We start from the raw sequence: 12,956 nt of genomic DNA, 5'->3' as shown, positions 1-12,956 counted from the left end.
TTTAACCCTCTTTTGACGCAGCTGCGGTGATATCTGTTTGTAGCTGAGACTTATTAATTTCTGTTTATACAATTTCATTTTCATCATCGCAGCTCAAATCCCAGGCTTTGTTGAAAGGCAGCCTGAAGCGGATAATCACCGTATTTTTGGCGTAGTTCCGTCACGGTTCCTCCACCACAATTTCGACCCGCATTCAAAAAAACGACCGAATCTGCAACTTCTTCAGCGATCTCGAGCTGATGAGTTGAAAACAGCACCGTATGACCTTCCTGCTTAATTTTGTGTAGCAGCTTCACAAATTCATTCATCCAATAAGGATCTAGACCATTGGTCGGCTCATCCATAATTAATAATGGTGGCTTGGCTAATAAGGCTTGAGCAAACAACACTCGCTGGCGCATTCCCTTGGAAAAGGTATTAACTGGCTTATCCTTCTTATCTTCCAATCCTACCATAGCTAATACCGCATCAACTCTTTTCTCAGGGACTCTGCGTAGAGCTGCCCAAAAGGATAGGATTTCTCCAGCAGTCAAACCTTGCGGAAATTGAAAATCGTCAGGCATATAGCCTATTTGCTGCGAGAATCGTTTGCGATCTTTTTTCCACTGAAGACGATTGACATATATTTCACCGGAAGTAGGTTGGTTAATGCCGGCAATCATTCGCAAAATAGTACTTTTTCCTGCTCCATTTCCACCACAAAGACCTACTATGCTAGCCGTACCAATCCTCAGATCGATATTATGAACGATGGTTTGCTTTTTGATTATTTTATTTACAGCTTCGACTATAACAAAAGGATCATCCAAGTGAACGTCTCCTTTCCCAAATCCAATACACGCATGCAATAGAGCATACGATCCAGGCAATAAATACGAGGAAAAATACTAAGCTTCCCCATGGCTGTTGAATCCAGCTTACCCATTGGAAATATTCCGGGCCTAGAATCGAGCCTCCACCGAGCTTAATAACAACGAACAGACGCACCAGCTCGGCTGGATTCAGCATGGTCAAGAGAGTCAGCAAAGGCTTAATCCATAGATAAGGAAGCAAGCTGAGCACCGAGATCAATATAGCAGGCCAGCCGATGACCAGAAAGAACCAGATCATTACAGAGATCGTTAGAGCCTGCCAACGATTCCGAGATAGAGAGCCAATGAATAGGGCTGCGCTCAGGAATAATAGAACTAAGCCGCAAGAGAAAGCAAGAAAGAGAAGGTATGTGCTCAATTCAAAGGATATGCCCAGAATAACAGCAACAATTCCCATAAGGCCGTAGCCAAAAGAGACAATTGTCAGCAATACCATAGACAGCCCGGTAAACTTCCCGACTAGAAAAGGAAGCGTTCCAAGCGGATAAGTCGACAGCAGCTGCCAGCTTCCCTCTTCCTTCTCCGCCGTCAGTGAGAATGAACCCAGGAACAAAGCCATAAGCGGGAGCAAATACAATATAAGACTTAGCATTGAACGGTTACTCCCGAATAACCACTAACTTCATTCTGTGAGTTAATCAGCAGCAGACATAAACTGAACACAGAGAACAGGATGAGAAAAGAATAAGACCAGGGATTGCGGAACCCCATTTTAATCTCTCTTTTCGCAATTTGCAGTAGATCCGTCATGCACGTATCCCCATCCTTTATTCGATTTAGTGCCCACTATTGCTATTCATGTTCATTTCTCCATGCGCTCCGTTATCTTCTTCAATATGCTCATGATCATTCATATCCATCATGTCCATACTTTGCTGCCAAGTGTGCTTCGTTAAATCGTCAGCGCTTAGTAATGTGCCCACACCCTGCTCCTTAATAAATGCTTCTGCTGTCTTCTTATCCTTGAAGCTGACAATCCCATATGCCATCGGTGTCCGGATAGAAGGATCATAGACATAGGCTGCCTTCTCGTACTCTACCCAGCTCTTATCGTTATAATCACGCACATAATCCATACCGATTTGATCCGTTCCATTCTCGGACTTCCACTTGTTCATGCACCCGATATCATCGAACTTAATGCTCCTGCCATCTTTGGTAATGATCTGTGTTGCATAGGCCCCATCCTTCACCTGCATATTACATACAGCGCATACATCTACGTCCTCATTAATCGCTTGCGCCTCATATTTCTTCTGACCACACCCGATCAAAGCGGCAAATACAAACATAATCATTAGAACTGCTAGACCTTTTTTCATGATTTCGATACCCCCGAATAAATGATGGTTAATACAGCTGTAAAAAACAGCATACAAGTAATAATCAGCATATATGTCTTCTCAGACAGAACATGCTCGTCCCGACATCAGTTAGTGCTTTGTTATGGTCTAGGATCACATTTAAATGCATAGATGGAGAGATGTCTGTCGTCCATTGATCCCGATTTTCCGTGTACATCGCACTTAGAAATGTCATACCAGGTGATTGAAAAAAAAGTTGAAATACCGGTTTATCTGATATGATCTGCTGATAGAAGGGATTAATTGAATAAGCAATTTCACTAATTCCGTCCTCATTTAAATCCAGGCCCTGTGCCGAATCCCAGTAGTTATAATAGATCTCGTTAGCCTTGCTATTCACTGCTTCCGCTTCAATAACATTAGCCACAAAATCATTATGATGAAGCTTGTTATCCTCAGCCTTGAGCAATTGAATCCCTATATAATTCCGATATACCGAGTTCTCCTTCAATTCATTGTTACTGGAACGCTCCATGTAAATTCCGACACGATTTCCATCTACGATATTGCTCTCAACCGTAGAGGCTTGTACATCGTATAGCAATATCCCTTGTGCATATACATTCCGGTTTTGCTTCAGAAAAGAATTGTTGGATATCCGTGCGTTCTTGACTCCCATGATCATCGCACCCGTGTAATTATATTCACCGATATTGCCGACAATCTGGGAATCGTCTATGTACATGCAGTGAATACCGTATCGAGAGCTGTATATGTGATTCTCTTCCACGGTTAACTGGCTGCCTTTCTCTAAATAAATCCCGTCCTTCATATTATAAATACGATTCTGTTGAATAAGGTTGTTGTGGGAATTGTAGAGATCAATCCCGTTCCCCTTCTCTCCTACTCCGCTGCCACTACCATCTCGTACCCTTTTCCAGGTAATTTCATTATTTTGGATTGTCACAGCATTTGCATCACGCAGCATAATACCAGTTCCCTGCGTCTTGATCTTAAGGTTACTTAGATCGGCATCATCCGATTGAACTAGTACGGCCGCCGTCTCTACATCAGCATAATCCTGCTGGATACTTAAGCCTTGTAAGACTACCGCGTCTGCCTTGATCGTTATGGCGGGATTACCAGTGTTATTTGATAATACAGCATTGTCCTTGGCCTGAATGGTCAGCTTCTTATCAACCACAACTGGACCAGTGTAACTTCCTTCAGACAATACAACAACACTCCCTGGTTCAGCTTCATCAATAATTCGTTGTAGCATCAGGGGTTGTGTACTAGACGGTTCCTTCTCATATCCTGCTGCGGAAGCATAAGTAGAAGCCATGTTCCAGCTAATTCCCGCTATTAGGCCAATTATAAGAAGCTGTACAATAATGCGGACATAGAAAATCATTGTGCGATTGCCTACCATACGCTGTTCTTCCTCCCTCCTTTCCCGTTTAATTACAGACGATTAGCCCCACTTAGATCCTCTCGATAGTATAATAAGCTATAACTTTTATCACCGACATAGCCCTTTCGAGTCTTTTTACATATAAAATCGAATGATATTATGACGTTTATGTGACAAGCATTATTCATCCAAAATAAAAAAAGCCGCATGTCTGCGGCTTTAGCTAATATGTCGATATAGATAATCTCTATTTTAGAACACTGCCTCCGAATAAGAAGCGATTCTGCCAGGAAGCAGAAAAATCAGTTACTACCACACCACCAGCTTTTTGGGAGTACGTATGCAGAAGCTTTCCATCACCTAAATACATAGCAACATGTGTAATCCGCTCCTTCGATTTATCAATCCGGCTGTATGCGGAGCTGCTCGACCCTTTATAACTCATGAAAAATACGATATCCCCACGTTTGAGGTTGTTTATGTTATTGACGGGCGTACTGTTCTGTTTAATCCAAGCCCCTTGCTGACGGGAATCGGTTGGAAGTACTACGCCCGCTCCTTCTTTGAATATTTGCCGAATGAAATCAGAGCAGTCAAATGTTGTCGTTGTGTTGCGGTTGGAACCGAACTCGTACGGGTACCCAAATATTTCATTCCTGTTTGAATTACTTTTTCAATAGCAGGATTAGTAGCAGTCTGACTCTGAGTATTTTGAACCGTTGTATTTGACGATACGGTGTTTTTTACGGAAGCAGCATGCGATGGAGAGGGAATAATAACGACCGCCGAGACCACTGCTGAGACGACCAGGCTGCTGATCAAACTTTTCTTAATATTAATCATATGTTGTTCCTCCTCTAAGATGACAATTTTGTAACTATTAGAGTATACCTATCCCTTAATAGGCAATATCCTAATTTGTTGGTTTCATTATCTCAAAGTGAAAGCGATAAAACAAAGCACTATTTCTGCTAACATAGGATTAATTTGGGCGATTATAACTAAAATATACTCTTTATTTCCAGTTAATGAATATTTTATATAGTAACATATTTGTAATAAATGGCCATCCCTGCTGCAGCTTCCACTACAGAGAGATGGCCTTATCTACATAACCTGCTGTTCGCTAATTACTTTCGAATACTGTAGAATCGATTGCCTGTTGAATCTACTGCCCAGCCAAATTCATAAAATTTTCCGCTGCCAGACGAATGGCTAGGACACTTCCCGTGTTAAGTGAATTATCAAAGAATAGAACGTGATTTTCCTTAACCGCTGTGAGTGATTTCCATACATCCATAGCTTCCTTCTCTTGAACTGCTGCCTGAGCCGTCTTAAGATCATGCTGGATAATAATATAATCGGGATTCATCGCCGATAATGCCTCCAGCGACAACACTTGCCCGTCTTCAGGATAGCCCTCCGGCTTTAACAGACCAAATCCTGTAGTATCATTGTAGTAGACTGTATTCTTTGCACCCTGAGCGGTAAAATTAGCTTTTCCGTCAACCCGCAGCAACGCAAAGCTCTTTCCCTTCAACCCACTCAGCTGTTCTTTCGTCTTTGCAATGATTTCTTTAGTCTCATTGATAAGCTGCTCTGCCAACTGTTCTTTGCCTATAACCTGGGCACAGAGCATCATGGCATTCTCCCAAGTATCCCCATAGTCAATTTGGACAACAGGAGCAATCTTGCTTAATTCATCATAATTCGCGTCCACATGGCCTTTAAAAGTCACGATCACATCCGGGTTCGCCGCAATTACCGCCTCCAGATTCAAATCTCTCCCGCTGCCCAAATCAGCGATCTCCACCGTTCCTTGGTACGGCTTCAGTGTTGCGTATTCCTCTAACGCGCCCATAGCATTGCCCGAAGCGACTGGAGGTGTATCCAGCGCCAAGAAGTAATCCAAATATAGGGGATGAAGCACAACAACGCGTTCCGGCCGTTCCTGAAGTACAATCTCATGACCGGCAGCGTCCGTTATCGTTCTGGGCCATACGCCCAGGTCTGTCGCTCCAGCTTCAGACGTACTGTTCACGTTGGACTGTCCGTCATTACTATCGTTCATTGAAGGCGCAGCCGCTGGCGCACCGGTACACCCGGCTAACATTGCAGTCACAATGACCAACGCAACTATACTACCTAACCATCTCTTCATACTACTTCCTCCAGCCTCTTCTTCAACTCTTGACATATAAATGCTGCATCAACTCACGATTTTTTTGCGTAAACAGATCATTGTGTGAGGATACCATTCCGTGCGCATTTGCATCTGGCGAGATATACTGCTTGGCCTTGTTTGCCGCGTTCGCGGCGTCTTGGAAAGCCCCGGCGATCAGGTGAAGCTTGCCCTCATGATGCAGAATATCGCCGGCGGCATAAAGTCCCGGCACCGATGTCTCGCTCGACGGATTGCCTGCAATCCAGTAATCCTTCAACTCGATTTGCACCTCGCTGTTGGCCAGCAATTCTTTATCGCGTTCATAGCCATGATTAATGATCATTTCGTCGATTTCAAGCTCAAACGTACCGCCCGTCTCATTACTTCTCATTGCCACCGTCTCAATCCGCTGATGATCCTCCGACGCAATCAGCTTCTCGATCGATGTATTCAGTAAACAATCCACCGAGCTTCTCTCAAGACGTGAAATCTCCGCCTCATGTCCTTTTAACGTTTCTTTACGGTATGTCAAATATACCTGCTTGGAAATCGGTTCCAGTTCGTTGGCCCAGTCAATGGCTGAATTGCCTCCTCCAGAGATTAGCACTGTCTTGTTCTTAAAGCGTTCTAGTGATTTTACGGTATAATGTAAGTTCGTTACCTCAAACCGCTCCGCTCCCTCAATATCCAGCTTGATCGGCTTCAGAATTCCTCCCCCTATAGCCAGAATGACTGTCTTGGAGTAATGCTTCCGGCCGGATGTGGTGTGCAACACGAAATGATCTTCATCATCCTTGGCAATGGACGTTATTTTCTCTCCTAGAACGACTTCCGGTTGAAAGGTCAAACCTTGAGCTACCATTTGTTCAATCAGCTGGGAGCCGGGAAGCGGTGCCAAACCGCCTACATCCCAGATCAGCTTCTCGGGATAGACATGTACTTTTCCGCCCAGAAAGGGCTGAAATTCAACAATTTTCGTTTTCATTTCACGTAAACCACTATAAAATGCGGAGAACAGCCCGGCAGGTCCACCGCCTACAATTGTGACATCAAACAGTTCCTTATTATGCATCTCTCAATCTCCTCGCTATAAATGGCTACTTCATCGGATTCCTGGGTACCAGCTAGCATCAACTAATCCCTAGATGCTCCTTCAAAGTTGAACCTGAATATTCACTTCTAAATAAGCCCAGCTCCACCAATCTCGGCATCAGCTGCTCGAAAAACAGCTCCATTGATTGTTCCGAGCCGCCTGGAAGAGCGATAAACCCATCGATGGCCCCTGCTTCATATCTCTGAATAATGTCATTCAATACGTCCTCCACCGTTCCAACCGATACCCAGTGCGCGGAGCCGAGAACTTCCGGTCTTGACAGCACCTCTGCCACGGTCGGCTGGTGGTTGATAATATAGCGGCGGAGCAGTTCAGCATGCGTTCGGCTGCGGACAGGCTGATCCGGATCAGGAAGCAAATCCTCAGTCACGCGATGATCCAGAGAAAAGCCGCTTAAATCCAGGCCCAACACAGATTTTAACGATGCTAGTCTTCGTTCAGTGCTTAAATGCGCATTGGCCGCCTCGAACAGCCCTTGGGCCTTCTCGCGCGTATCGGCCAGGAAGAAATAGAGGCCTGGCAAAATTCGAATCGCATTCGGGTCACGCCCGAGTTCCTCTGCTCTCCTCCTTAGGTCATGACGCAATTCAATGCCGGACTCCATGTCCGGCATTGCCGCGAAGATGGCATCTGCAACAGAAGACGCAAAATTCCGACCGATGTCCGATGCTCCTGCCTGGAACAGCGGGATATTTCCCGACGGATGAGCAGGCAAGGTGAGCGGTCCCTGGACATTATAGAACTCCCCGGAATGATCGATCGGGGACACTTGCTTAGGGTCCGTAAATTGGCCTGATTCACGATCAATCAGTACTGCTTCATGCGGGAAGCTGGCCCAGAGCTTGCGCACTATATCGGTAAATTCGCTCGCCCGCGCATATCTCTCTTCCGGGGATGGCATGGCAGCCATGCCAAAGTTCTCAGCTCCTTCGATCGAGGTTACAATATTCCAGCCCGCACGCCCGTTGCTAAGCCAATGCAGGGATTGTAGCTGTCTGGCAACAACATACGGCGGATTAAAAGTAGTGGAGATCGTGGTAACAAGTCCAATCCGCTCCGTTTCACGAGCGATTGCCGCGAATATCATCGTCGGATCAGGACTGCCAAAATTAGCGGAATCGCCCAGCATTTGCGGACTTACATATAGATAATCCGCTCTAAACAGAAAATCGAGCTTGGCCTTCTCCGCCAGCTTGGCTAATTCGATATAATAATCGATCGAACTCATTCTCTCCACGCCACTATCCGGACGTCGCCAGCCATGTCCCTTCATCCAGGTTGCTGATAAAGAAAATCCGATACATAATTGCCGATGTGCATTCACTTTGCTTCTTCCACCCTTTCCCCACTCTGAGAATCGTCATTCGTTCAGAAATGGCACTAATCTCTAGATGCTTTCAAGAGAACAGCTTAATCATTAACAGTTTCGTTATCAATGATTATCATTCTCAATTGATAGTGTAGCAAGGACGCTAGCAAATGCAAATACACAAATAGTAAATGCAGCATGCACAATTATCAAATCGGTAGATTAAAATGCTTCCTTTTGCCTTCAAATTAGAGTGGACTATTGAATTGCTGAGCGTATAAGGATGGAGATATCCCAAATCTCTTTTTATACGCCCTGCTGAAATAGAGTGGATTAGCATAACCGACGCTAACTGCAATATCACGAATCGGGAAATTGCCGGCTCGCAGCAACTCACTAGCTCTCTCCATTCGATATTGGATCACAAAATCAATGGGACGGACACCTGTATGCTTATGAAAAAAATAAGAAAATTGCTTAGGGTTCATCGCATGTATTTCCGCCAGCTCTTCAAGTGTTAAGGGGTTCATATAATTTCTCTTAATATAGGCAACGGCTTCTTCTATAGCTGCAATGTCGATCGAACCGCTGACCTCCCGATTTTTATGCCCAACCAGCACTTGATGCATAATGCTTAGAAACAGCTCCTTCACCCGAAGCTTTCCCAGCCCTCCAGGGGTATGGATATTCTGCTGGAGCATCAGCAATAATTCTATCACTCGCGGAATCACTCCGGATTCTAGTCTGAAATGAGTATTGCACTCATGAAGGCTGTTCTCTGAGCAGTGCTTGTCCAGATTATAGTAAACGGAATAGTACTCAAGCTCAGCTTCACTTGTAACCTGTGCTTCCATCTGCATGCCTGGGGCTGCGTGAAATACAGAGCCCGGCTGCAATTCATAGACGGTTCCGTTGACGATTATTTTATTGGATCCACGGGTTATAAAGAGAAATCCATACTTTAAAGTTCTGAACTCCCGCAACAGGCTCTTCGGCTGGATCACCAGACGATATACACTTTGTATCTCATAGGAATCATTAGCGAACACTTCCGCCAACCGCTCTACATTTATCATGACTTCACACCTGCTCCTCATTTCATTTTTTCCACTTGGACCCATCTCAACTCTCCTAGTTATTGATATACACTTTAGTCTCTTATATATTGAACATAAAATCGTCGATTCTCAAGTTGAACTTTCTTTCTGGATCTTCCTATCCCCGGTTTTGAACACAAAAACAGCGGGCCGGAGCTTCAGCTCCGCCCGCTGTTTCTTCTCGTTTTAATTCACTCCCGTACCCAGAACGCCTCCCAAGCTCCCCCAATCGTATCACTGGAAGCAAACAGCTTGGCTCCGTTCTGTTGATCCGCCATTGGAATTCCGGTCGGCTACGAGCGGGTCCTTGCCTCAATTCTCCGCACTAACAACCTTCTTGTTTACGATCGCGGTCAACGTATAACCCCCCTCGTCAAAATTTCCGAGTGTTATTTGCTCAACCTTAATCGAAGAGGTCTTGTCATTGAAATCGCCAAGAGACGGTGCATCCACCAGCAGGACCTTAGCTCCGCCTTTATAATGATCATCCACGTACAAGGTAACCTTATAACCTTGCGGAACCTTCAGCGATGAGATGGTATCGTTGCCGATGCCTATGGAGACCAGATCGTTATAGGTATATTCGTCCTTGCCCAATTTAATAGACTTGCCTTGATAGCTCGCATATTCATAAAATTCTGCGGACTTATCGGTCAGAGAGCCGTCAAAACTCCAGTCCGGAAGAGTCGCCCATTTTCGTGATCTTGAAGGCTTCCCAAGCTCCTGCCACTTTATCCTGAGTTGCTTCTAGCCTGCCGCCCGCATTCAGATTCGCCTGTACGAATTTGCCGTTGGCAAGTGCCTTAATTCCGTAATCGCCATTCCCGGTAATAACCAGCTCAAACTTCTCCCAGGTGCCGATTGAGGCGCTGCGTGCCAACAGCTGATTGCTCTCATCGATTACCGCACAGACATACTTCTGATTAGCCATCGATTTGAAGGAGACTGTCCCGTCGCTGTTATTTTCCAGCCGCAGGCTCTCCCAAGCCCCTCCTACAGAGGCACGATTGGCTACTAATGGCTCGGCCCCTCCATTCTCCGCGGAGACAACCCCGCCGTTAGCAACAGCGGTCAGATAATATTCCCCATCCGCAAATAAAGATGATCCGCCACTGCCGGGATCTGTTGATCCTTGCAAATAAGGCTTGATCACGTTGTAGATTTTGCTATTCACCGCACTGTAATTTGCGCCAACCTTGGACCATTTCTGACGGATCGTCTCTTGCGAATCACGATAAATATCTACCGCTTCTGTATTAAGATTGTAAATTCCCAAGAGTTGTTGCTGCCTGTGACTTTATAAGTCCAGGTGGTCCAATGCCAGCCCTCGCGATTGAATGTAGACAGCGTATTCTTCCAGGCGTCCTCCACATCAAAAGATGTAAATTCCCCTACGAATGTCGGCACTCCATAATTATGGCTGCGGATATCCGTCACTTTGCTCGAAATATAAGCCGCTTGGCCGGGAGCACTGGTCACTGAATCCCATGGGTAATAATGATATTCGTAGACGACGTTAGTCCATCCATATTCCTGCGGATGCGGCAGATTCCCGGCATCCCAGCAAGATTCCATCATGATGATATGATCACCATCTACTGCCCGAATCCGATTATAGATATCGTTATAGAAATCCCATTGCGTACGGCCTGTCGCCGCAGCTTTAATTCCCGGCTCATTCAGAATGTCATAAGCGGCTATAGCCGGGTTCCCCTTAAAGTGTTCCGCTATTTTCTCCCATAGCCATAAGGTCTTCTGGCGGTTATTCGGATTTCCGTACAATTGATTGCCATCATTGATCTCTCCGGAATGATCCATACCGTTCTGAGAACCAAATGCCCCATGCATATCCAGGATGACATAAATCCCCCGCTGGCGGCTATTCTCCACAAACCAATCCAGTCGCGACCATGCATCCGCTTTCAAATTTCCGGAATCGTCCACCAAATTCATGTACGTAAAAGGAAGGCGGACAACGGTCATCCCCATCGCAGAAATGTTATCAAAATCCTGTGTAGTCCAGTAATGGTCCTCATAAACAGAAATAAGCTCATCCCGTGCTGCGGCACCGAAGCGGTCCTTGAATGTATTCATCATCGTCTTCTGATCCTGAGCGTTCGTTGGATTCATCCACGACTCCTGAACCAGCCAGCCTCCAGCATTTGTACCCGCAGGTATACATTGCTTCCCGTTCCCTTGGATTTACGAATGGATGTACCGTTCGTCTTCAAAAAATCGCCATCCGACAAACTGCTCACCGCATTGACCACATCTGTATGCCCCAGACTCCAATCTGCCACAAAGGCTCCTAACAGTAAAATCGTTGATAGAAAAATTCGAAATCCTTTTTTATGAAATCGATTTCCTTTTGCCATACAGTACCTCCGATTTTTAAATAGTTATAAGCTATGGTGAAGTCGTTTAGTAAAATTCACCTCCCCATCGGCCAGAATAAAAACGTTTTTATTCCCAGGCCTAAAGAATATATAACAGACTCCCTTTGTCGAAGTCTGTCATATTTTGAAGTCTGCTGATTTTTTTTATCATCCCAATGGTCATTGCTCTTCTATGGCTGCTCTTAAATCATAGTCATCAAGCTGAATATCCAACTCCATTCCCAAGGCCAGCTTGGCGAGCTGGCTTCCGATATAAGGACCCATGGTAAGTCCGGAGGCTCCTAGGCCATTAGCCGTAATAAGTCCCTCCCAACCAGGGATTTGTCCGATCACCGGCAGAAATCCAGGTGTAAACGGCCGAAAGCCGACTCTAACCTCCTGGAAAGTACTGTCCGCCAAGCCTGGCGCTAATGTTAGCCCCTTGTTCAATATTTCCTGCATCCCACCTGGAGTTATTCTTGTATCATAGCTATGAACTTCGTTCTCATGAGTCGCTCCGACCACGATCTTCTGGTGCTCAAACGCAAGCAAATATTGATCGGATGGCGGCATAACCACAGGCCAATTCCCCGTATCCTGACTATGCTCAGCCCGTAAATGCATAATTTGCGCTTTCTGGAAGCGAACGTTAAAGTGAATGCCCAGAGGCTGAAGCAGCTCCCTGGCCCAGGCTCCCGCACAAACAACCGTCTTATCCGCTGTGTAAGTGTCTGCTCCTACACGAACTCCTGTAATACGATTCTCTTGGAACTCCAGCACGGCATTTCCCTCAAACCGCTTCGCCCATGTCTCTCTGCTGAACGCAGCAAGGCATCCCGCAGTGCGCGCCCATCTACACGGGCTGCCCCGCTTATATGAACGGAATGATAGCCTTCTTCCAATAATGGGAACCTGCGGTGGGTTTCTGTCTCATCTAATCGCGTGATCTCTCCAATCTCTGGCGCATCCGCTTTGCGCTGTTGAGCCCGTTCCTCCATCTTGATTACTTTCTCCAGATCATGATGAATGCAGAGAGCGCCAACTCTAGCGTAGCCTGTTTCTGTCTCTCCTTCGTTCATAAGCTCTTCAATTAAATCTGGATAGAAGCCAGCGCCTGCTTTAGCTAGACGATACCAAGCCTGATTGCGCCGTTGAGACAGCCAAGGGCAAATAATGCCAGCTGCTGCATCCGTGGCCTGTCCCTTCTCATTACGATCTATAATAAGGACTTCCGCTCCCATTTTAGATAATTGATAAGCCGTTGAAGCCCCTAAAATTCCTGCTCCAATAACGATATACCTCTTCAT

13 protein-coding genes and 2 pseudogenes are annotated in these 12,956 nt (G+C 45.7%); all 15 read right to left on the bottom strand.

Annotation, left to right across the window (positions count from 1 at the left end; all coding sequences use genetic code 11):
• Positions 1–83: 83 nt before the first annotated feature.
• The 15 genes and pseudogenes from RE628_RS13080 to RE628_RS13010 all read right to left on the bottom strand — a co-directional run bounded on the left by RE628_RS13080 (position 84) and on the right by RE628_RS13010 (position 12,956).
• Positions 84–809 carry an ABC transporter ATP-binding protein gene (locus RE628_RS13080; protein ID WP_309159071.1) on the bottom strand — a complete coding sequence of 242 codons (726 nt, stop codon included), beginning with the start codon at positions 807–809 and terminating at the stop codon, positions 84–86.
• Positions 802–1,622, bottom strand: a pseudogene (locus RE628_RS13075) (ABC transporter permease). The gene RE628_RS13080 and the pseudogene RE628_RS13075 overlap by 8 nt, the downstream one beginning before the upstream one ends.
• Before the next feature lie 26 nt (positions 1,623–1,648).
• The gene (locus RE628_RS13070; protein ID WP_309159070.1) at positions 1,649–2,194 is read right to left on the bottom strand and encodes a nitrous oxide reductase accessory protein NosL; all 546 of its coding nucleotides are present in this window, start codon (positions 2,192–2,194) and stop codon (positions 1,649–1,651) included.
• Positions 2,195–2,258: 64 nt separating this feature from the next.
• The gene (locus RE628_RS13065; protein WP_309159069.1) at positions 2,259–3,608 is read right to left on the bottom strand and encodes a right-handed parallel beta-helix repeat-containing protein; all 1,350 of its coding nucleotides are present in this window, start codon (positions 3,606–3,608) and stop codon (positions 2,259–2,261) included.
• 229 nt (positions 3,609–3,837) lie between these two features.
• Entirely contained in the window at positions 3,838–4,239 is a 402-nt protein-coding gene (locus tag RE628_RS13060) for a C40 family peptidase (RefSeq protein ID WP_309159459.1), read from the bottom strand.
• Positions 4,137–4,433, bottom strand: coding sequence for a hypothetical protein (locus RE628_RS13055; RefSeq protein ID WP_309159068.1), 297 nt, complete (start codon positions 4,431–4,433; stop codon positions 4,137–4,139). The genes RE628_RS13060 and RE628_RS13055 overlap by 103 nt, the downstream gene beginning before the upstream one ends.
• A gap of 325 nt (positions 4,434–4,758) precedes the next feature.
• Positions 4,759–5,751, bottom strand: coding sequence for an iron-siderophore ABC transporter substrate-binding protein (locus RE628_RS13050; protein WP_309159067.1), 993 nt, complete (start codon positions 5,749–5,751; stop codon positions 4,759–4,761).
• Between the two features lie 22 nt (positions 5,752–5,773).
• Positions 5,774–6,826, bottom strand: coding sequence for an NAD(P)/FAD-dependent oxidoreductase (locus RE628_RS13045; protein WP_309159066.1), 1,053 nt, complete (start codon positions 6,824–6,826; stop codon positions 5,774–5,776).
• A gap of 58 nt (positions 6,827–6,884) precedes the next feature.
• Positions 6,885–8,192 (bottom strand): NtaA/DmoA family FMN-dependent monooxygenase, encoded by a 1,308-nt coding sequence (locus RE628_RS13040; RefSeq protein WP_309159065.1) that lies wholly within the window; start codon positions 8,190–8,192, stop codon positions 6,885–6,887.
• Between the two features lie 233 nt (positions 8,193–8,425).
• A complete protein-coding gene (locus RE628_RS13035; protein ID WP_309159064.1) occupies positions 8,426–9,253 on the bottom strand; it encodes a helix-turn-helix domain-containing protein in 828 nt (275 codons plus the stop codon).
• A gap of 333 nt (positions 9,254–9,586) precedes the next feature.
• Positions 9,587–9,871, bottom strand: a complete 285-nt coding sequence (locus RE628_RS13030; RefSeq protein ID WP_309159063.1) for a hypothetical protein — start codon at positions 9,869–9,871, stop codon at positions 9,587–9,589.
• A gap of 67 nt (positions 9,872–9,938) precedes the next feature.
• Positions 9,939–10,550 carry a fascin domain-containing protein gene (locus tag RE628_RS13025; protein WP_309159062.1) on the bottom strand — a complete coding sequence of 204 codons (612 nt, stop codon included), beginning with the start codon at positions 10,548–10,550 and terminating at the stop codon, positions 9,939–9,941.
• The gene (locus RE628_RS13020) at positions 10,517–11,404 is read right to left on the bottom strand and encodes a glycoside hydrolase family 5 protein (protein ID WP_309159061.1); all 888 of its coding nucleotides are present in this window, start codon (positions 11,402–11,404) and stop codon (positions 10,517–10,519) included. Before RE628_RS13020 ends, RE628_RS13025 begins: the two co-directional genes overlap by 34 nt.
• Positions 11,401–11,649 carry a hypothetical protein gene (locus tag RE628_RS13015; protein ID WP_309159060.1) on the bottom strand — a complete coding sequence of 83 codons (249 nt, stop codon included), beginning with the start codon at positions 11,647–11,649 and terminating at the stop codon, positions 11,401–11,403. The genes RE628_RS13020 and RE628_RS13015 overlap by 4 nt, the downstream gene beginning before the upstream one ends.
• A 180-nt stretch (positions 11,650–11,829) precedes the next feature.
• Positions 11,830–12,956 (bottom strand): annotated as a pseudogene (locus RE628_RS13010) (NAD(P)/FAD-dependent oxidoreductase).

Origin of the sequence: Paenibacillus sp. D2_2, from assembly GCF_031199965.1 — a bacterium.
Classification (GTDB): Bacteria; Bacillota; Bacilli; order Paenibacillales; family Paenibacillaceae; genus Fontibacillus.
Note: the sequence above shows the minus strand (reverse complement) of the source record. Positions and strands in the feature narration are given on the sequence as shown.